Here is a 20965-nt window from a genome sequence, read left to right as displayed (position 1 = left end):
CCCGAAGCTACGAAGTAGCGCAGGGGGGACCGGAACGAAGCAGGATGCCCTCCGAAGCTTCAGCGTAGGAGGGCTGCCGCTAGGCAACAAGGCCTTGCCTCATTTGGTTTACCTCTTCGATCGGGACTGGATGCCCGGTCAGGAAGCCCTGCATCAAATTTACCCCCAGGCGCTGCAGCAATATGTACTGCTCTTCGGATTCGACGCCCTCGGCGAGCACGACATGGCCAAGATTGCGAAGCAGCCCGACCATGTCCCGCAACAGGCTCAAGCCGCGAGAGGTCTGGCAATCGTGGAGGAAGCTGCGATCGATCTTTACCACGTCGAATTTGAACCGGCGCAGCCATGTAAGGCCGGCAAATCCCGTTCCGAAATCGTCCAGCCAGATCTGAACGCCCAATTTTCGCAGCCGCTCCACGTTTCTGACCGCTTGCGCCTCCAGAAAGATGTCACTGCCTTCGGTGATTTCGATGGCCAGTTTTTGGGGCGCAAGGCCGTGCCTGCCAAGGATCTCGGTGATCCGGAGTGAAAAGTTGGGAGCTTTGAGCTGAAGAACGGAGACGTTCACCGTCACGACCGAGCCCAAACCGTATTCCGCCATGTCGCCGCACGCTCGATCGATCAGCCACGTACCCAGTTCCACTATCGCTCCGGTCTGCTCGGCAAGGGGTATGAATACGGACGGACTGATCATGGTGCCGTCGAAGTCACATAGCCGCATCAGACTCTCGTGCCCCAGCACGCGCCCCGACGCCAGCTCGCGAATTGGCTGGTAAGCGACGGAAACGAGCTGGTTGGAAACTGCCACCTTCAGCAGTTCTGAAAGATTTTCGCCGGAGCGATCCTGGCTGGTGGCGTGCGGGTCGTAAATCGTGAACGTAGCCCGACCGGCAAACTTGGAAGCGTAGAGTGCGCGGTCAGCTTCCTGCAGCAGGATTCTAAGCTCTATGCTCTGATCGGCGCGCGTCAACGACGCTCCGGCACTGATCGTGACGATGTTGAGCTTGTCGCCCCGATCAGGGTGATAGATATCCAAATCCTCTACAGCGCGACAGAATTTATTCGTTATCTCATGAAGGTGAGCCCGCCCGGTGACCTTGCAGAGAATGACGAATTCTTCTCCGCCATAGCGGGCCGCGATGGCCTTGTTGGCAGCCGCCATCTCGGAAAGGACATGGGCGAGTTTGATCAGGCAATCGTCGCCGGCCTGATGACCAAGTCCGTCATTGAACCTTTTGAAGTAGTCGACGTCGATCAGAATGAGCCCTATCTCGTCGTCGTCTGCGGCCCAGTCTTCGCGCAGCTCCGAGAATTCTCGAATGATCGCCCTGCGGTTCTTCATTCCCGTGAGCGGATCGGTGTCGGCGATTTCGGTTAGCTTCTGCCCCTTCTTGATAGCAGCCTGCTCCTGGAACTGCGCCCGAAGCGCGTGCAGGAAAGTCTGGTACCGCTCCAGGCTCAGCCGCCAGGAAAGATAAAGCGACAAGACGAGACAGTTCACGAAATAGGCCGACAGCACGATGCGGCCGGCGATGTCGGCCTGAAGGGAGAACATCGCGGCGTACACAAAGCTTGCGGCGACCGTCGCGGAGGCCAGGGCTGAAAGCCAAAAACGGAAGTTGAAGAACAGATTCGCACCCAGGATGAACACTGTGCCAAAAACCATGAAATGGGAGAGGGCATCCTGATGCTCTGTTCCAACAGCGGAGACGAGCCACCCAAGGGCACCGGAGACAATCGCCAGCGCTGCTACAAGGTGCAAGGTGGCAAGGGCAAAGCCCCGTCGGGCGACAAATTCGACAAGCGCCAGGGAAGTGATCCCTAGCGTAACGCGCGTCAAAACAAGCCGGCCGGCGACATCCGGAAAGAGAAACCAATCGAAAAGGCCATAGGCCACATAGCTGAATACAGCAGCCGCAATACCCCATCGCACAAGGCTGCGATTCTCATCGGCATCCTTCTGCAGGAACAGTGTCAGGAGTTCCGGATCGGCGGAATGCCACCGCGGACGTCCAATCGCTGCCGCCACCTTCTGGGCAACGTCCTCGCTCAGTTGCATCGCAACGCTCCTCCGCGATCTGCAGTAGCGAATGCAACAGCCGACGTCGCCTGCGGTCGGGGAATGAAGACGTCCCTGTCCGCAAGAAAAGTCAGATGTCGCTAACCGAGGGTAAACGGGCGGTTCGGATTTAGCCAGTTTGCAGGATTGATGGCCGTTCCGTTGATTAAAATTTTACTAAAATTTTATTAAAATTGTTAGCATTGGTTGGCGGCGCACCTATGCTGCTGGCCGGGGACCGGGGCGGTAAACCGGAGAGTAAACGGCATGCCTATCAAGCCAAAACTGCAGCTCGACCAATACAGCCTGGTCACCACCAGGCTGATGAAGAAACATGTTGCGACCTCCGAAGAGGCGGCTGACTCCGACGAGTTGAGGGACAGCACGGCCCAGCTCGCCCTGATACTGGACCTTGCTCATCAAGCCTTTGCGCGAAACAAACCGGCCGCCCCCGTCGTCCATCGTTTGGCGGGGCGACTCCACAAGCTCCGCCGGCAGGTTGCTACCGCGGTTTGGCAGAAACTCGTTCCTTTGGCTCAGCAGCATCGGGTCGCGGAATATTTGCTCCAGGACCCGTTCACGCGGTGGTCGGTCGAAAAACCGCGCGGGTATTCGGGCGATGCAGGCCTGCTGGATATTTACTACAAGCATCCGATCGCCGACGAGATCGTGGCCTCGTCGACCTTACTTGGTCGGCAAATCTATGCGTACACCAGTGAAGCTGCCAGTTCGGTGGCGGGGCGCGAGCGGCGGGATATTCTGGCCAGGACCGTGGACGAGACGGCCAGCAGTGTGGAAAAGGCTGAGGTGCTGGCGATTGCCTGCGGCCACCTCAGGGAAGCCGAACGCTCCGACGCGTTGGCCAGGCATAAACTGCAACGTTGGATCGGCCTGGATCAGGACCCCGTCAGCGTAGCCACGGTGAACCACGACTTTGCCGGCACGGCAGTCGAGGCAGTCCAGGGTTCCGTACGCGGCATCCTACGCCGCGCCTACGCCCTTGGCACATTCGATCTCGTCTACGCATCGGGGCTTTACGATTACCTGCCGCGTGCCATCGGCGTCCGCCTGCTTCAAAGAGCCATGGAACTCGTCAAGCCCGGTGGCGAATTCCTGTTTGCCAATTTCAGCGACGAGATAACGACGGATGGTTACATGGAGACTTTCATGGATTGGCCGCTCATCCTACGTTCGGCCGACGATATGTGGGACATCATCAATGCCGCCCTCGGCGGGAGTCCTTTCGACGCGAAAGTCTACTATGGCTCGAACCGGAATATCGTTTACGGCAAGGTGAGGAAGGGCGATCTCTAACTAGGCGCGGGAATCGCGCGCGCATCCCCGTAGCAAGGTAGGTCTGCCATGACGAGGCCATGTCTTCGCCGGCTTTCCGGCGACGGGCGAGCAGCTCGTCCGGGCTGCGGTCGGCCTACGCCGTGTTCGTTCTGCTTGCCGCCATACAGATGTGGCGGCGGTTCCAGCAGCACGACGGTGCTGCCCGCTCGGCGGGCTGCGTCTGGCCGTGTTGCTGGCACTGCCGCTGATCGCCAGGCTGTCGGTCGTGCAATGCAACGCGACTGGCCGGCCTGATCAGGCCTCGAAATAGCCGGGACGGTCGAGATCGGCGATGAGCCCAAGCCCGGTCGGCTGCCATCCCAGCGCAGTGCGGGTCTGCTCACTTGACGCCGACAAGTCCCTGCCGATGAAATGCCCGAGAAAGCCGAAATGCGCAGCCGCCTCCTCGGGGCCTATGGAAACGACCGGCAGGCCGAGCCGGCGGCCGATGATCTCGGCGATCTCTTTGCTCGCCACGCCCTGTTCGGCAACCGCATGATAGCTGACGCCGCCCGCCCCCTTCTCCAGCGCCAGCCTGTACAGGGTGGCGGCGTCGAACCGGTGCACCGCCGCCCAGCGATTTGCGCCGTCGCCGACATAGGCCGAGACGCCCTTTTCACGCGCAATGGCAATCAGCATCGGCACGAAACCGTGATCGCCCTCGCCATGGACGGTCGGCGCCAGCCGCACCGTCGATGCGCGCACCCCGCGCGCTGCGAGCGCCACGGCCGTTGCTTCCGAAGCGCGCGGCATGGAGACCGATGGAGGCGCAGGTTTGTCGTCTTCGGTTGCCGGCCTTCCCTGAGCAAAACCGGCGAGTCCGGAGGTGACAAGCAGCGGCCGCTCGGAACCCTCGAGCGCCGCGCCGAGCGTTTCGATGGCGCGCTGGTCAACTGCGCAACTGGCGGCGAATCTCGAAAAGTCGTGGTTGAAGGCCGTGTGGATGACGCCATCCGATTGGGCAGCGCCGCTGCGCAGGCTCTCGAAATCCTCGATATCGCCGCGATGCGCCTCGGCGCCCGCGGCCACGATCGACTCCGCACCTGCTTCCGACCGCGCGAGGCCAAGCACCTGATGGCCCGCCCCGAGCAATTCCCGCACAACAGCCGAACCGACAAAACCGGTAGCCCCGGTAACGAACACACGCATGATCATTTCTCCTTGGTTTTCGGCGAAGGCCGTACAGGCAGCCCGTTGCCGAAGGAGATAGAAGGTTGCGATCATACGATCTATACTGTAAAATCCGAGATATCTTCGCAATCGTCCGAGAACGCTCATGGATCCGCTGTCAGACGTGCTGTCGCTACTGAAGCCGCGCAATTACCTGTCGGCTGGGCTGGAAACCGGTGGCGACTGGGCGATCCAGTTCCCTGACCAGCAGGCCGCCATCAAATGCGGCGCCGTGGTGTCCGGCCGATGCTGGCTGTCGGTCGAGGGCGTCCCTGACGCGGTGCGGCTGGACGTGGGCGACTGCTTCCTGTTGCCGCGCGGCCGGCCTTTCCGCCTTGCCAGCGATCTCGGCCTGCCGACGGTCGATGCGCGAACGATCTTTTCACCGGCGCGGACCGGCGGCATCACCGTCCATAATGGCGGCGGCGATTTCCTCCTGGTCAGCAGTCGCTTTACGCTGTCCGGCGACCATGCCGGCATCCTGTTGCGGATGCTGCCGCCCATCGTCCATATCCGCGGCGAGAGCGACCATTCGGCGCTTCGCTGGCCGGTCGAGCGGATGATGCAGGAATTGCGCCAGCGGCGTCCCGGCGGCTTTCTCATCGTCGAGCACCTCGCCCACATGATCCTGATCGAGGCCTTGCGCCTGCATATGACCGCGCAAGGCAATGTCGGCTGGCTGTTCGCACTGACCGACAGGCAGATCGGCGCGGCGATCGGCGCCATGCACGAAGACCCGGCCCATGGCTGGACATTGCAGAAGCTGGCCGAGCGTGCCGGCATGTCGCGATCGACTTTTGCGCTCAGATTCAAGCAGACGGTCGGGGCCTCACCCCTGGATTATCTGACGCGCTGGCGCATGATGCTGGCCGGCGACCGGCTGATGCATTCCGGCGATCCGGTTTCCGTCATCGCACTGGCGCTCGGCTACGAATCCGAAAGCGCCTTCAGCACGGCATTCAAGCGCGTCATGGGCTATTCGCCGCGGCAGTACAGCCGCCAGGAGCCGGACCCGACTGCGCAGGCCGAACGCGAAGCCGCCTGAGGCGGCGATCCGATCGCCTTGATCACCTTGCCCTTAAAGGCTGTAGCGCGAACGAAACTCGGTGAACGACATCGCCAGATGGTTCTCGTCCACATGGCCGGTGATTCCGTCCACACTGCGCGAGTCGAGTTGTAGCGGGCGAGCCAGAGCGGACAATTGCCGAAGCCGCTCGGATTTCCCAGCGCGCTTCGACCGCTGCGGCCCTTCTGCTCAGATCGATCCCTTGCTTGCTCCATGGCATGCGCTTGACAATCGACTGATTCGCAACCCTTCGGGAATATAAGTATTCCAGTTAACGTAGGGATAATCGGCAGCAGGAACTAGATTTCAGACGCACAATGGCACGAGCAAAATCGCTGTTTCCATGCTTCCAGAATGACTTGCTCGCGTGCTGGCGGTAACCGGCACAAACTTCTCCGATTTCCATGCCCCTACGGCTGGGTAGCGCAATACGGTTAATTGCGCGGCTGCTAATATGCCTATATCTTAAGCAGCGCAGGGGGCCTCATATCTCCCCGCAGTGGCCGGTGCGGTGAAGCCCCACAAGCATGCCCAACCTGCACCGGCCATTCCCTATGGCTGGGTATGGTCTTCGCGCTCGGCAATCTTTTCCAAGAGCTTCCGTGAAGCCTCTAGGACGCGTCGCGTTTCGGCGATAGCGGGCGCTTTCAATGAACTGGTGGTCAGGTTCCCACCGGTCTTTCGTCGGGCTTAGCCTCTCTACAGACGAACGAACTTGTCGAGATGCAGGCGTATCCGCTGGCCCTCAGCATAGGACAGCGCAAACGGTTCAATCACGAATGATTCGGGTAATTTCCTGGTCTTCCTTGGCCACAGGAACGGACCATTCGCCGCCGGCTTCGACCACTTCCACGCAAGGCAATGCTTTGCGGATTGGACCCACGTTTCCACCACAGCCTCTATACGAAAAGCAATGGTAACCTCGAGTTTTATACTCCCGTCGAAAGCGGGTTTTCAACAACAAAGATGGTCTGAATCATACCATTCGGGTTAGCGGATAGCGGCTGCCGACGTAGCGTCTCCAAGGCCGCGAAAACCGCCATCCGCGCGCAACAGCGGGTTTCCATAGTCACGGCTACATCCGAAGAATCGACCGCATAGATTCAGGAATGTGTGTTGTCGTCACGGTTCCATACAATTTAGAAGGCCATTCCCCTACGGCAGGGTAGCGCCAAAATGAAAGGATAAGCGGGCGGGCAAGTTGAAGGCGTACTGATGCCGGATCGGGCTTTGGTCCAGCAAAACCCTTTCAGCCTGGCGTCTCGGAAAGGTGCGCGGCAATGGCGCTCACAAAAGCCTTGCCGAACTCCTTGAGTTTGGCGGCGCCGACGCCATGCACTTCGGCAAAATCGTCGAGGTCTTGCGGACGACGCTCGGCCATGTCGATCAGTGTACGATCCGAAAACACCACATAGGCCGGCACCTGGCGTTCCTTGGCCAGCCGCAGCCGCACCGTCTTGAGCGCCGCGAGCAGCGACGCATCGACATTTTCGCTCTGAGGGCTCTGCCCGGCGCGAGCCGCGCGGCGCGCGGCGCGCGTGCGCATCTCGACCCGATACTGGAACGGCACCTCGCCCCGGCCGAGTGCGTGGCCCTTGTCCGCGATGGCCAACCCGCCATGGCCGGCCGGGTCCGGCATCAGGAAACCGTTCGCGACCAGCTGGCGAATCATAGATTGCCAAAAATCCTTCTTGTGCGCGGCGCCATTGCCGAAGGCTGCCAGCCTGTGATGCCCCCTTGCCGCGATCTTTTCAGTCTCGTGGCCGATCAGGATGTCGATGACATGGCCGGCGCCGAAGCGCTCGCCGCTCTGCGCCACCGCCGCCAGGATGAGGCGCGCCTCGGCGGTGCCGTCGGCGCGCGGCGCCTGTTCCAGGCAATTGTCGCAATTGCCGCAAGGGACCGCCTCTTCACCGAAATAACCGAGCAGCACCTGGCGGCGGCACTCGGCCGTCTCGCAATAGCCGATCAGCGTATCGAGCCGGCCATGCGAGCGGCGCTTGTGTTCGACAGCGGCGTCCTCGTCGTCGATGAACATGCGGCGCATGCGGATGTCGCCAAGGCCGTAAAGCATATGCGCCTCCGCCGCCCGGCCGTCGCGACCGGCGCGGCCGATTTCCTGGTAATAGGCTTCGAGGCTGCCCGGCAGGTCGGTGTGGAAGACATAGGCGACATCAGGCTTGTCGATCCCCATGCCGAAGGCGATGGTCGCCACCATGACGACGCCCGACAGCGTCATGAAGGCGTTCTGGTTGGCATCACGCGCCTCCTTGCTCATCCCGGCGTGATAGGCGAGCGCGGTCACGCCGTTCTTTTCGAGGAATGCCGCCATCTCTTCGGTCTTCTTGCGCGACAGGCAGTAGACGATGCCGCTGCGCCCCTGATGGCGCTCGATGAAGTTGAGCAACTGCCGCTTGCTGTCCTGCTTGGGCTCGATGGCAAGCTTGATGTTGGGCCGGTCGAAGCCAAGCACCTGCGTTTCGACACGCCCGCCAAACAGCCGTCTCTCGATGTCTGCCCGCGTCGTCTCGTCCGCCGTCGCCGTCACCGCAATGATCGGTACGTCGGGAAAGATGCCACGCAGCTGCGACAGGTCTTCATATTCGCGCCGGAACGCCGGCCCCCACTGCGAAATGCAATGCGCCTCGTCGATGGCGATCAGGCTGACATCGAGCCTGGCAAGCGCATCCAGCATCCGCTCGGTCATCAGCCGTTCCGGCGCGAGGTAGAGCAGCCGCGTCTGGCCCGACGCGACGCGGCGCCATGCCGCGACATTGGCATCACGGTCGATCGAGGAATTGATCGTATCGGCGGCGACGCCGGCGAGGCGCAGTGCCGCGACCTGATCCTGCATCAGCGCCACTAGCGGCGAAACGACAATGGTCAGCCCACCCTTGACCAGCGCCGGAACCTGGTAGCACAGCGATTTGCCGGCACCCGTTGGCATGACGGCCAGCACATGGCGGCCGCCAAGCAGCGCCTCCATCACCGCGGCCTGTCCGGGACGGAAATCGTCGAAGCCGAACACGTCCTTGAGGACGCGCCGTTTGGGATCGTGCGTCGGCACGCTTGTCGTCGATATCTGCATCACTGATGTTTTTGCGATCGGCCGCCCGAAGCAGCGGCGTGGACAGAACGATTAGCGCAGCCCCTGCGTGACCACAACAAGCAGCAGCAACACCCCACCGGCGATCGACCTGGTTGGCATCGTTAAACCTATCTTCACCATGTTGCGGCACCGTCCGACCCTGCGGCGATGTTTCGAGTACCGCTGCGCCACGAGCGCACAGGCAACAGCCCGCGCCTCCCCAGGAGGCGCGGGTTTCCTGTTTCTGGAATTGCCGAAAAAGGTTCAGGCCAGGAAATCGGCGCGGTGCGGGGTAAAGCTGTCGACCAGGCGCCCGGCCTCCAGCGCCTTGACGCCGTGCACCAGATTGGACGGCACGATGAAGCTCCCGCCGGTCTCGATGGTCGCGGTGCGGCCGTCGATGGTCACCTCGAAGCGACCTTCGGCGACATAGCTGGCCTGGACATGCGGGTGCGAATGCAGCGCGCCGACGCCGCCCTTGTCGAAGCCGAACTCGACCATCATCAGCTCATCGGTATGCAGGAGAACGCGCCGCCTGTTGCCGTCCGGCGTCGGCGTCCACGCGCTCTCGCCCGGTTGGGCAAAAATCTTATGCTCGATCATGACTGTTTCCTCATCGCGCCAGCCAGCCGCCATCCACCGGGATCACGGCGCCGTGCATATAGTCGGATGCGGGGGCCAGCAGGAAGACAGCGGCGTCGCCTATGTCTTCCGGTCCGCCCCAGCGCCCGGCCGGGATGCGCGCCAATATAGCGGCGCTGCGGTCGGGATCGGTGCGCAACGCCTCGGTGTTGTTGGTTTCAATATAGCCGGGCGCAATGGCGTTGACGTTGATGCCTTTTGCCGCCCATTCGCAGGCCAGCAGCCGGGTTATGCCGAGCGCGCCATGCTTCGACGCGGTGTAGGACGCGACGCGGATGCCGCCCTGGAAACTCAGCACCGAGGCGATGTTGACGATCTTGCCGCGCCGCCTCGGGTCGGTCAGCACGCGCCTGGCAAAACCTTGGCTGAGAAAGAATAGCGTCTTCAGATTGACGTCGATGACCTCGTCCCAATCGGCCTCGGAGAAATCGACCGCATCGGCGCGGCGGATGATGCCGGCATTGTTGACCAGCCCGTCGATCGGGCCGGTCTTTTCCCAGACCTGGTCGAGCATCGCCTTGGCGGCCGCATGGTCGGCAAGATCGCATCGCACCGCCTCGAACTGGCCACCGGCTTCCGCGACTTGTCTTTCCGTGTCGTCCATCACAGAGCGGCCGACGCCAATGACGGTGCCGCCGGCGCGCGCGATCGAGACGGCGATGCCCTGGCCGATGCCAGTGTTCGCGCCGGTGACCAGGATACGCTTGCCGGCCAGGCTGAAGGAGGAAGGTCCGCTCAACGCAGTTCGCCCAGCGGCACCGGATCGACATCGGTATAGTCGACATTGTCGCCGGCCATCGCCCAGATGAAGGCGTAGTTCGAGGTGCCGACCCCGGAATGGATCGACCAACCCGGCGACAGCACTGCCTCCTCATTGGCCATGACGATGTGGCGGGTTTCGTCCGGCTCGCCCATGAAATGGAAGACGCGCGCCGTCTCCGGCAGGTCGAAATAGAGATAGACCTCCATGCGCCGGTCATGCACATGGCAAGGGATGGTGTTCCACACCGAGCCCGGCGCCAGCTGCGTCATGCCGACCACCAGTTGGCAGGTCTTGACGCCATCGGCATGGATGAACTGGAAGATGGAGCGTTCGTTGCAGGTTTCCTTGCTGCCGAGATCGAGGCGCTTGGCATCGCCAATGCGGATCAGCCGGTTGGGATGGGTGTGATGCGCAGGCGCGCTGAGCAGGTAGAACTTGGCCAGTGCGCCCTCATTGGCCGATGCGAACGAAACGTCGGTGCTGCCCATGCCGAGATAGAGCATGTCGCGCGCCTGCAACTGGTGGGTCTCGCCATTTGCCGTCACCGAGCCGGCGCCGCCGATATTGACGATGATCAGTTCGCGGCGGTCGAGAAAATTCTTGGTGCCCGTCGGCTTGATCGCTTCCAGCGGCAGCGGCGCTGCCGCCGGCACGGCGCCGCCGACGATCATGCGGTCATAGTGGGTGTAGGTCAGGCTGACGCGTCCCGGCTGGAACAGGTCGTCAATATGGAAGTTGTGCCGCAGTTCGTCGGTGCCCATGGACGCCGCGGCGACCGGGCCGATGGCGAAACGCGAGGTGAATTCGGTATGCGGGTGACTTTGAGTCATTGCTGCTCCAGCTGAATGAATGGCTATTTGGTTGCCGACGCCTTGACCGAGTCGGCGTAGTAGACCTGGCGGGCGTGCAGCCGCTCGCGGTAGCGCTCTTGGCTGGCGGTGAGATGGGTGCGCATCGCCTCGCGCGCGGCTTCGGCGTCGCCTGAGGTGATCGCATTCAGGATCACCAGATGCTCGCGCTGCAGCCCGCGCTGATAGCTGTCGGATTGCACAAGTTCGGTCGACCAAGGCGAGGTCACGTCGCAAGGAATGGCGCGGCGGCCCAGCACATCGAGCATCTCGACATAGAACGGATTGTTGGTGGCGCTGGCGATCGCACGGTGGAAGGCGAGATCGGCCGGGCCGGTCGGCTCGCTGTTGAGCAGCAGCCGTTCGAACTCGAAGAAGGCTTCCTGGATCGCTGCTTCCTGCGCGGCGTTGCGGCGAATGGCGGCGAGCCCGGCCGATTCGATTTCGACGGCCAGGCGCACTTCGAGCACATTGAGCGCGATGGAATCCTTGCTGCCCATGTCGGCGGCGAGCGCGCCGAACATCGTTGAGATGTGCTCGGTGACGAACACGCCGGCGCCCTGGCGCGCCTCGACCAGCCCGTCGGCGGCGAGCTTGGCCAGCGCTTCGCGGATGACGGTGCGGCTGACGCCGAAGGTCTCGGTCAGCTGGCCCTCGGTCGGCAATTTGTGGCCGGGCAGGATCTCGCCCGCCTGCAATTGCTTGCGGATCGCCGCAACGACGGTCTCCGACAGTTTGGGTTTTCTCTCGACCCTGAGATCAACAGCGCTATCCGATGCCATATCGCACCCCTGTTTGAAGACGCCTATTTGAACACGCTCGGCAACCAGAGCGAAATCGCCGGAATATAGGTGACCAGCCCCAGGACCACGATGCCCGCGCCATAGAACGGCCAGATCGAGCGCATCGCTTCCCAGACCGTAATCTTGCCGACGGCACAGGCGACGAACTGCACCGTGCCGACCGGCGGTGTGTTCAGGCCAATGCCGAGATTGAGGATGGTGATGACGCCGAAATGCACGGGATCGACGCCGTAATGGGTGACCAGCGGCAGGAAGATCGGCGTGCAGATGATGATCATCGGCCCCATGTCCATGAAGGTGCCGAGCAGCAGCATCAAGACGTTGAGCAGAAGCAGCACCACCAGCGGATCGGTGGAGATGGCGTTCATGCCTGCGATCAGCAGCACCGGCACTTTGAGATAGGCCATCAGCCAGCTGAACGAGGCCGCCGTGCCGATGATCAGCAGCACCATCGAGGTCGTGCGCACCGCGCCCTTTGTGGCATGGACGAAATCGCCCCAGGCCATCGACCGGTAGACGAAGACGGTGACCAGCAAAGCGTAGATGATGGCGATGCAGGAGCTTTCCGTCGCCGTGAAAATGCCCGAGCGAACGCCGCCGAAGATGATACCGATAAGCAGAAGTCCGGGGATGGCGATGACCGCCAGCTCGCCGACACGCGAGAAGCCGGGAAAGGCCTCGACCGGGTAGCCTCGGCTGCGGGCGACGAAATAGGCAGTGACCATCAGCGAAGCGGCGAACAGCAGGCCAGGCAGGATACCGGCGGTGAACAGGTCGGCGATCGAAATCTTGCCGCCGCCGGCGATCGAATAGATGATCATGTTCTGCGACGGCGGCAGAAGCAGCGCGATCAGCGCCGCCATTGAGGTCACGTTAACGGCGTAGTCGGCGCCGTAGCCGCGCGCTTTCATCTGCGGGATCATCAGCCCGCCGACGGCAGCGGCTTCCGCCACCGCCGAGCCGGAAATGCCGCCGAACAACGTCGCGGCGATGATGTTGACCTGACCGAGCCCACCGCGGACATGACCGACCAGCGAGCCGGCAAAGGAAACGATGCGTTGCGCGATGCCGCCGCGCACCATCAGGTCGCCGGCAAAGATGAAGAACGGGATCGCCATCAGCGAGAACGCCGACATGCCCGACTTCAATTGCTGGAACACCACCAGGGGCGGCAGGCCGAGATAAAGCACGGTGGCGAAGGACGCCGCACCCAGGCAAAAGGCGATGGGCGTGCCGGCAAACATCAAAAGCGTGAAGACGCCAAACAGGATCCAGAGTTCCATCTAGGCCTCCTGCACGGCCGGCATTTCCGGCACTTCCTCGAGATTGATATCCTTGTCGATGTCGGCGCCGGACCAGCGCAGCACGATGCGTTCGGCCGAGAACAGGCAGATCAGAAAGCCGCCGGCGACCAGCGGCAGATAGTCGAAACCGCCGGGAAGCTCGAGCGCCGGGATGATGGTCCGCCAGGTCAGCCCGACCAGCTTGCAGCCGTACCAGACCATGCCGAAGCCGAAGCCGAACGCGATCAGGTCGGACAGGGTGCGCAGCGCCCATTTGCTGCCCTTGGGCAGGATATAGAGCAGCACGTCGAAGCCCATATGGTAATTCTCGCGCACGCCGACGGCAGCGCCCAGGAAAATGAACCAGTTCATCAGCATGATGGCGGTGACTTCGGTCCAGCTCGGTGACGCGTTGAGCACGAAGCGGGAAAACACCTGGTAGGCAACAAGCGCGGTCATGGCGACCATCCCGATGCCCGCGAGATAGAGCGCACCGTCGCAAATCTTCGAAAGCACCGCGCTGAAGCGCGGTGGCGCTCCGCTCCTGGCCGTTCCCGCAGTCATCCGATCCTCCCGGTCTTTCCGTCCCCTAAAAGCGATTGGCGGGGCGGCGCCATGCCGCCCCGCCAGAAAATCACTTGGTCGCCTGGATGCGCGTCGCGAGGTCCTTGAGCTCCGGCGTCTTCAGATACTTGTCGTAGACCGGCTTCATCGCATCGATCAGCGGCTGCTTGTCGATCTCGCTGACCTTGACGCCGGCCTTCTCGACGATCTCTCGCGACTTCTTCTCCTGCGCGTCCCACAATTCGCGCATCTTGACGACGCTATCCTTGGCCGCCTGCTTGACGATCGCCTGGTCTTCCGGCGTCAGTCTGTCCCAGCTCGATTTCGACATCACCAGCACTTCCGGCACGATCTGGTGCTGGTCGACGGTATAGTGCTTGGCGACTTCGTAGTGCTTGGCGGATTCGAAGCTGGGCCAGTTGTTCTCGGCGCCGTCGATGACACCGGTTTCGAGCGCCGAATAGACCTCGCCATACGCCATCGGCGTGGCATTTGCGCCAAGCGCGTTGACCATATCGACGAACACGTCGGACTGGATGACGCGGAACTTCATGCCTTTCAGATCGGCGATCGAGGTGATGTCCTTCTTGGTGTTGTAGAAGGAACGGGCGCCGGAATCGTAGAAGGCAAGGCCGACCAGATCATGCGTCTCGAAGGCCTTGAGGATCTCGTCGCCGATCGGCCCGTCCATGACATGGCGCATGTGCTCGACCGAACGGAACATGTAGGGCAGCGACGGCACCGCGGTTTCCGGCACGATGCCGTTGAACGGACCCATCGAGACGCGGTTCAGATCGATGACACCGGTCTGCGTCTGCTCGATCGTGTCCTTTTCCTCGCCGAGCTGCGCCGAATGATAGACCTCGACCGAATAGCGGCCGGCGGTGCGCTCCTTGATGAGCTCGCCGAGATATTTGACCGCCTCGACAGTCGGATACCCGTCCGGATGGGTGTCGGCCGAGCGCAGTACGGTCTGGGCGCCGGCAACGCCGATCATCAGCGAGCCGAAGGCGAATGTGGCTGCCATCAGTTTTGAAAAATGCAACATGACTGTCTTCCTCCCTTTTGAAATTCCACGCGCCCGGCTCACAGCCGGTACGCCTTCTTGGCAAGCGTGTAGCTAAGCTCCCGCGCCAGCTCATGCGCCTCGTCCTCACCCAGCCGGTGCTCGGCGACGAGACGGGCGAGAAAGGCGCAGTCAACCCGGCGCGCCACATCGTGACGGGCGGGAATCGACGGAAAGGCACGGGTGTCATCGTTGAAGCCGACGGTGTTGTAGAAGCCGGCGGTCTCGGTGGTCATCTCGCGGAACCGGCGCATGCCTTCCGGACTGTCGTGGAACCACCAGGCCGGCCCGAGCTTCAACGCCGGATAGACGCCGGCCAGCGGCGCCAGTTCGCGCGCGTAGCTGGTCTCGTCGAGCGTGAACAGAATGATGGAGAGGTCGCGCTCCAACCCGACGCAGTCGAGCAAGGGTTTGAGCGCCGCGGCATAGTCGGTGCGGGTCGGAATATCGAAGCCTTTGTCGCGGCCGAATCTCTGAAAAATTCCGGGCGAATGGTTGCGCCATGAGCCGGGATGGATCTGCATGACCAGCCCGTCGTCGCGGCTCATCTTGGCCATCTCGGTCAGCATCTGGGCGCGAAACAGCTTGCGCTCGCGCTCGTCGTCCGAGCCGCGGCGGATGCGGTTGAACAGCTCTTCCGCCGCCGCATCGGAAAGATTGGCGGTCTCGGCCGTCGGATGGCCGTGGTCTGATGAGGTTGCGCCGAAGCTTTTGAAGAAAGCGCGGCGATTGCGATGCGCGTCGAGATAGCCGGCCCATGTGCCGGTGTCGCAGCCGGTGATCTCGCCCAGACGATCGAGATTGGCCGAAAATCCTTCGAAGTCGGGATCGACGACGGCATCCGGCCTGTAGGCAGTGATGACGCGGCCCTGCCAGCCGCTGTCGCGGATCGTCTTGTGCCATTGGAGATCGTCGAGTGCGCCCTCGGTCGTCGCGATGACCTCGATGTTGAAGCGCTCGAACAGCGCGCGTGGGCGATAATCGTCGCGCTGCAAAAGCGCCGCGATGGTGTCGTAATGGCGGCTAGCGGTGCTGGCGTTGAGCGGCTCTTCGATGCCGAACAGATGCTCGAGCACATGGTCGAGCCACAACCGCGTCGGTGTGCCGCGGAAGAGGTAATAGTGCTCGGCGAAGCGCCGCCAGATCGCCCTGGGATCGGTCTCGACCGGCGAGCCGTCGAGGGTCGGGACGCCGAGATCTTCCAGCCGCACGCCCTGGCTGAACAGCATACGGAAAATGTAGTGGTCGGGCACCACCAGCAATTGCGCGGGATCGGGGAATGGCTCGTTGAGCGCATACCAACGCGGATCGGTGTGGCCGTGCGGGCTGATGATCGGCAGGTCCTTGATGCCGGCATGGAGATCGCGCGCGATCGACAGCGCGCGCCCTTCGGCGGCAAAAAGCAGATCCGGATCGGTCAGTCCCGCCACGTCGTTCCTCCCAGGGGCGATATGGGTAGGATTGGAAAGAAGTAATGTCAACATACAAAAACTGGATTGTTGTATGATGACTTTTAACCGGCGTCAGGTCATTGTGCGGCGGAAGAGCGGATGTTACGCCGCTAGCAGATCCCGCCCCGCACACCATCCAGCGACAAGCCGCGCCATGACCAGCAGACGCCTTTCCAACGCAACAGTGCAATCCTTGCCGGCCTCGGTCGCGGTCCCCCCCTATGATCGCGCCAGTGTCGCCCCAGGCATCGTCCATCTCGGAGTTGGAGCCTTCCACCGTGCCCATCAGGCCGCCTATGTCGATGACTGCCTAGCGGCCGGCGAGACCGGCTGGGGCATTGTCGGCGTCTCGCTGCGCAGCCCCGACACGCGCGATGCGCTGACGCCACAGGACGGGCTCTACACGCTGGCGGTGCGCGGCAGCGATGGCGAAGCGCTGCACATTATCGGCTCGATCCAGTCGATGCTGGTCGCGCCGGAAGACCCCGGCGCGGTGCTGGCCGCGCTGACCGACCCGCGCACCCGCATCGTCACCCTGACCATCACCGAAAAGGCCTATCTCAGGGCCGCCGACGGCAGCCTCGACGAAAACCATCCCGATATCGTCCACGATCTGGGCAATCCCGGATCTCCCAGGACAGCGCATGGATTCCTGGCGGAAGCGCTGGTGCGACGCCGGGCCGCCGGCACGCCGCCCTTCACCGTGCTGTGCTGCGACAACCTTCCGGCCAATGGCGCCACGCTGCACCGGCTGCTGGTCGGGTTTGCAAAACTGCGCGATGCCGGCGCTGCTGCTTCAGGCGACGCTGCCCTCGCCGGTCATATAGCCGATGACGTTGCATTCCCATCGAGCATGGTCGACCGCATCGTGCCGGCAACCACCGATGCCGAGCGGGCGCGCATCGCGGTCGAACTCGGCCTCGAGGACGCCTGGCCGGTGATGACCGAACCGTTCCGGCAATGGGTTATCGAAAACAGGTTTCCAGCCGGCCGCCCGGCCTGGGAGAAATTCGGCGTCACCATGGTCGAGGATGTCCGGCCGTTCGAGGACATGAAGCTTCGGCTGCTCAACGGCGCCCATTCGGGCATCGCCTATATCGGCCTGCTCAGCGGCCACGTCACCGTCGACCGCGCCTTCGCGGATCCCGCGATCCGCGCGTTCGTCGACCGGCTCTGGGCCGAGGCCATCCCGACATTGCCTGGGGATGCCGGGCTCGACACGTCAGCCTATACGGCCGAACTTGCCGAACGTTTCTCCAACACAGCGCTTGCCCACCGCACGGCGCAGATCGCCAATGACGGCAGCCAGAAATTGCCGCAGCGCATTGTCGCTACCGCCATCGCGCGCATCCAGGCCGGCCTGGTCCCGGAGCATCTGACGCTGGTGATCGCCGCCTGGATCGCCGCCTGCGAGGCGCGCGGCAAGGACCTGCCGGAAGCCCACTTCACCGATCCGCTCGACGCGGCGCTGGCCGCGCTCGACGAACGACGGATGCTGGAACGAGTAGCGGCGGTGTTCGACTGGGCCGGCTTCGCCAGCGGCAAGCCCGAGCGGCAGACGCTGATCGAACTGGTCGCCGCTCATCGCGAGCATATCCTGCAAGGCGGGGTGGCGCTCGCGCTCGCGGCACTGGGTATACCGGGAAAGACCAGGTGACCTGACGTCGCCCGGATACAAAAAGTGGGCTTAAGCCCGGCCTGTTTCATACCTTTGCCCGACCATGACCCCTCGGATCACGTCCAATCATTCTGCGGCTTACGCCGGCAGCAGTGCGCCTTGGAGCGTGGTAAGCTGGCTAAGGAACTGCTCCGCCTTGCTGCGGGACTGATCGTCCTTGGCGTCGGCGGCGTCTTCCTTGGCTTCCTGGATGCGGCGGGCGAGATCGGCGCGGTCGATATCGCCGACGGCGACCGCCGATTCGGCCAGCAGCGTGCAGCCGGCCGGGACGATGTCGGCAAAGCCGCCGAACACCACATAGCGCTCTTCCTTGCCAGCCGCTGTCTTCAGCGTGACGACGCCCGGCTTGATCGTGGTCATGACCGGCGCATGGTGCGCCATGACCGTCATTTCACCTTCGGCGCCTGGAATGACGACAGACTCGACCTGCTCGGAAACCAGGAGGCGCTCCGGCGAGACCAGTTCGAACTTGAAAGCTTCAGCCATGTCAATTTAGTGAGTAGGGAATAGTGAGTAGGGAGTAGGGAGAGGACAGCTGTCCTGATCACCCGGCCGCTATTCACTACTGACTACTGACTACTCCCTATTGCCTTGATTACGCTGCTTCAGCCGCCAGGCGCTGAGCCTTCTCGACCGCTTCGTCGATGCCGCCGACCATGTAGAAGGCGGCTTCCGGCAGGTGATCGTAGTCGCCGTTGCAGAGGCCCTTGAAGCCCTTGATTGTGTCGGCGAGGTCGACCAGCTTGCCCGGCGCACCCGTAAACACTTCGGCGACGAAGAACGGCTGCGACAGGAAGCGCTCGATCTTGCGGGCGCGGGCCACCGTCTGCTTGTCCTCTTCCGACAGCTCATCCATGCCAAGGATGGCGATAATGTCCTGCAGCGACTTATAGCGCTGGAGGATCGACTGCACCTGGCGGGCGACGGCATAGTGCTCCTCGCCGACGACCAGCGGATCGAGCATGCGCGAGGTCGAGTCGAGCGGATCGACGGCGGGGTAGATGCCCTTTTCCGAGATCGCGCGGTTGAGCACGGTCGTCGCGTCCAGGTGGGCGAACGAGGTCGCAGGCGCCGGGTCGGTCAAATCGTCGGCCGGCACGTAGATCGCCTGCACCGAAGTGATCGAACCCTTGGTCGTTGTGGTGATGCGTTCCTGCAGCGCACCCATGTCGGTGGCCAGCGTTGGTTGGTAACCCACGGCCGAAGGAATACGGCCGAGCAGCGCCGACACTTCAGAACCGGCCTGCGTGAAGCGGAAGATGTTGTCGACGAAGAACAGCACGTCCTGGCCCTGGTCGCGGAAATATTCGGCGACCGTCAGGCCGGTCAGGCCGACGCGGGCACGCGCGCCCGGCGGCTCGTTCATCTGGCCATAGACCAGTGCCGCCTTGGAGCCTTCGCCGCCGCCCTTCTTGTTGACGCCGGACTCGATGAACTCGTGATAAAGATCGTTGCCCTCGCGGGTGCGCTCGCCGACGCCGGCGAAGACCGAGAAGCCGCCATGCGCCTTGGCGACGTTGTTGATCAGCTCCTGGATCAGAACCGTCTTGCCGACGCCGGCGCCGCCGAACAGGCCGATCTTGCCTCCGCGGGCGTAGGGCGCCAGAAGGTCGAGCACCTTGATGCCGGTGATCAGGATCTGCGCTTCCGTCGACTGTTCGACATAGGTAGGCGCCGGCTGGTGGATGGCGCGCATCTCGATGCCGTCGACCGGGCCTTCTTCGTCGACCGGCTCGCCGATGACGTTGATGATGCGGCCGAGCATGCCCGGGCCGACCGGAACGGTGATCGGCGCGCCGGTGTCATAGACGTCCTGGCCGCGAACCAGGCCTTCGGTGGAATCCATGGCGATGCAGCGCACGGTGTTTTCGCCCAGATGCTGGGCAACTTCGAGCACCAGGCGGTTGCCGACATTGGAGGTTTCGATGGCGTTCAAAATGGCCGGCAGATGATCGCCGAACTGCACGTCGACGACGGCGCCGATGACCTGGCGAACCTTGCCGATGGCGCCGGTCTTCTTGACGGCAACGCTCGTCGTCTTCGCTGCCGGGGCCGCGGCCTTGGCGGGCGCGGCCGCCTTCTTGGCCGGAGCGGCCTTCGCCGCTGCTGCCGGAGCCTTTGCGGCCGCTTTGGGGGCCGTCTTCGCGGGGGTCGCTGCTTTCGCCATCGTCTTTACCCTTCTCGTCCTTTGTTTCTCACGCTCCATCAGAAGGTCGATGACCTCCTGGCGGTCGCGCCTAGAGCGCTTCGGCGCCCGAAATGATTTCGATCAGTTCCTTGGTGATCTGCGCCTGCCGCTGGCGGTTATAGGTGATCGACAGTTTGTTGATCATGTCGCCGGCATTGCGCGTTGCATTGTCCATGGCGCTCATTTTGGCGCCCATCTCGCCGGCTGCGTTTTCGAGCAGCGCGCGGAAGACCTGGACCGAGATGTTGCGCGGAATGAGGTCGGTGAGGATCTCGCCCGGCTCCGGCTCGTATTCGTAGACGGCATTGCCACCGGCGGTCGCTTCGGCGGGAGCCGAAGCCACGCCGGCAGGAATGATCTGCTGCGCGGTCGGAATCTGGCTGATCACCGACTTGAACTGCGAATAAAACAGCGTGCAGATATCGAAGCCGCCTTCGCCGAACAGATGGATGATCTTACGGGCGATCGCATCGGCATTGACGAAGCCGAGCTTCTTGACATCGCGTAGGTCGACGCGGTCGATAATCAGCGAGGCATAGTCTCGGCGCAGAATGTCGAAACCCTTCTTGCCGACGCAGATGATCTTGACCTGCTTGCCGTCGGCCAGAAGCCGGCGGATATGGTCGCGGGCCAGACGTGCGATCTGCGAGTTGAAGCCGCCGCACAGGCCGCGCTCGGCCGTGCAGACGACGAGCAGATGCACATCGTCCTTGCCGGTGCCGGTCATCAGCGCCGGGGCATCGCCGCCGCCGCCGATCGCCTGCGTGATATTGGCCAGCACCGCACCCATCCGCTCGGAATAGGGACGCGCCGCCTCCGCTGCTTCCTGCGCGCGACGCAGCTTCGCCGCGGCGACCATCTGCATCGCCTTGGTGATCTTCTGCGTCGCCTTGACCGAGGCGATACGGTTACGAAGGTCTTTTAATGAAGGCATGCTTCAAACCTGATCCCGAGCGTCCGG

17 protein-coding genes are annotated in these 20965 nt (G+C 62.7%); 3 read left to right on the top strand and 14 right to left on the bottom strand.

The window, feature by feature from the left end; genetic code table 11:
* Nucleotides 1-79: 79 nt before the first annotated feature.
* Nucleotides 80-2059: a putative bifunctional diguanylate cyclase/phosphodiesterase gene (locus NKI10_RS08500; RefSeq protein ID WP_352859507.1), complete on the bottom strand. Its 1980-nt coding sequence runs from the start codon at nucleotides 2057-2059 to the stop codon at nucleotides 80-82.
* A 267-nt stretch (nucleotides 2060-2326) separates the two neighbouring features.
* Here NKI10_RS08500 and NKI10_RS08495 point away from each other — a divergent pair, with 267 nt between their 5' ends.
* Nucleotides 2327-3373: a class I SAM-dependent methyltransferase gene (locus NKI10_RS08495; protein ID WP_023684116.1), complete on the top strand. Its 1047-nt coding sequence runs from the start codon at nucleotides 2327-2329 to the stop codon at nucleotides 3371-3373.
* A gap of 276 nt (nucleotides 3374-3649) precedes the next feature.
* Here NKI10_RS08495 and NKI10_RS08490 read toward each other — a convergent pair whose 3' ends face one another.
* A complete protein-coding gene (locus tag NKI10_RS08490; protein ID WP_023704933.1) occupies nucleotides 3650-4543 on the bottom strand; it encodes an SDR family oxidoreductase in 894 nt (297 codons plus the stop codon).
* A 127-nt stretch (nucleotides 4544-4670) separates the two neighbouring features.
* On the opposite strand from NKI10_RS08490, the gene NKI10_RS08485 reads away from it, so the two are divergent.
* On the top strand, nucleotides 4671-5609 hold the full coding sequence (locus tag NKI10_RS08485) for an AraC family transcriptional regulator (protein ID WP_352859505.1): 939 nt from the start codon (nucleotides 4671-4673) through the stop codon (nucleotides 5607-5609).
* A gap of 1270 nt (nucleotides 5610-6879) precedes the next feature.
* Here NKI10_RS08485 and recQ read toward each other — a convergent pair.
* The 9 genes from recQ to uxaC form a co-directional block, all read right to left on the bottom strand.
* Nucleotides 6880-8718: a DNA helicase RecQ gene (recQ, locus tag NKI10_RS08480; protein WP_352859664.1), complete on the bottom strand. Its 1839-nt coding sequence runs from the start codon at nucleotides 8716-8718 to the stop codon at nucleotides 6880-6882.
* 264 nt (nucleotides 8719-8982) lie between these two features.
* On the bottom strand, nucleotides 8983-9321 hold the full coding sequence (locus NKI10_RS08475) for a cupin domain-containing protein (protein WP_031204750.1): 339 nt from the start codon (nucleotides 9319-9321) through the stop codon (nucleotides 8983-8985).
* 10 nt (nucleotides 9322-9331) lie between these two features.
* Nucleotides 9332-10099: a 2-dehydro-3-deoxy-D-gluconate 5-dehydrogenase KduD gene (kduD, locus tag NKI10_RS08470; RefSeq protein ID WP_352859502.1), complete on the bottom strand. Its 768-nt coding sequence runs from the start codon at nucleotides 10097-10099 to the stop codon at nucleotides 9332-9334.
* Nucleotides 10096-10953: a 5-dehydro-4-deoxy-D-glucuronate isomerase gene (gene kduI / locus NKI10_RS08465; protein ID WP_352859500.1), complete on the bottom strand. Its 858-nt coding sequence runs from the start codon at nucleotides 10951-10953 to the stop codon at nucleotides 10096-10098. Before kduI ends, kduD begins: the two co-directional genes overlap by 4 nt.
* Nucleotides 10954-10976: 23 nt before the next feature.
* Entirely contained in the window at nucleotides 10977-11753 is a 777-nt protein-coding gene (locus tag NKI10_RS08460) for a FadR/GntR family transcriptional regulator (protein WP_352859498.1), read from the bottom strand.
* Nucleotides 11754-11776: 23 nt separating this feature from the next.
* Entirely contained in the window at nucleotides 11777-13057 is a 1281-nt protein-coding gene (locus tag NKI10_RS08455; RefSeq protein WP_023715912.1) for a TRAP transporter large permease, read from the bottom strand.
* On the bottom strand, nucleotides 13058-13621 hold the full coding sequence (locus NKI10_RS08450; RefSeq protein WP_023688890.1) for a TRAP transporter small permease: 564 nt from the start codon (nucleotides 13619-13621) through the stop codon (nucleotides 13058-13060).
* 70 nt (nucleotides 13622-13691) lie between these two features.
* On the bottom strand, nucleotides 13692-14669 hold the full coding sequence (locus tag NKI10_RS08445; RefSeq protein WP_023684104.1) for a TRAP transporter substrate-binding protein: 978 nt from the start codon (nucleotides 14667-14669) through the stop codon (nucleotides 13692-13694).
* A 38-nt stretch (nucleotides 14670-14707) separates the two neighbouring features.
* A complete protein-coding gene (uxaC, locus tag NKI10_RS08440) occupies nucleotides 14708-16117 on the bottom strand; it encodes a glucuronate isomerase (protein WP_352859495.1) in 1410 nt (469 codons plus the stop codon).
* A gap of 175 nt (nucleotides 16118-16292) precedes the next feature.
* Between uxaC and NKI10_RS08435 the strand changes: the two genes are divergently transcribed.
* Nucleotides 16293-17795, top strand: a complete 1503-nt coding sequence (locus NKI10_RS08435) for a mannitol dehydrogenase family protein (RefSeq protein ID WP_352859493.1) — start codon at nucleotides 16293-16295, stop codon at nucleotides 17793-17795.
* Between the two features lie 99 nt (nucleotides 17796-17894).
* Here the strand turns inward: NKI10_RS08435 and NKI10_RS08430 are convergent, their stop codons facing one another.
* The 3 genes from NKI10_RS08430 to NKI10_RS08420 all read right to left on the bottom strand — a co-directional run bounded on the left by NKI10_RS08430 (nucleotide 17895) and on the right by NKI10_RS08420 (nucleotide 20938).
* Entirely contained in the window at nucleotides 17895-18302 is a 408-nt protein-coding gene (locus tag NKI10_RS08430) for a F0F1 ATP synthase subunit epsilon (RefSeq protein WP_352859491.1), read from the bottom strand.
* Nucleotides 18303-18411: 109 nt separating this feature from the next.
* Complete coding sequence (gene atpD, locus NKI10_RS08425) at nucleotides 18412-19983, bottom strand: F0F1 ATP synthase subunit beta (protein WP_023668673.1); 1572 nt, start codon at nucleotides 19981-19983, stop codon at nucleotides 18412-18414.
* Between the two features lie 70 nt (nucleotides 19984-20053).
* Entirely contained in the window at nucleotides 20054-20938 is an 885-nt protein-coding gene (locus tag NKI10_RS08420; protein WP_023668672.1) for a F0F1 ATP synthase subunit gamma, read from the bottom strand.
* Nucleotides 20939-20965 lie beyond the last annotated feature (27 nt).

It is taken from the genome of Mesorhizobium sp. M0802, assembly GCF_040320115.1.
GTDB lineage: Bacteria > Pseudomonadota > Alphaproteobacteria > Rhizobiales > Rhizobiaceae > Mesorhizobium.
The sequence above is the reverse complement of the archived record's forward strand: the minus strand, read 5'-3'. Positions and strand labels throughout refer to the sequence as shown.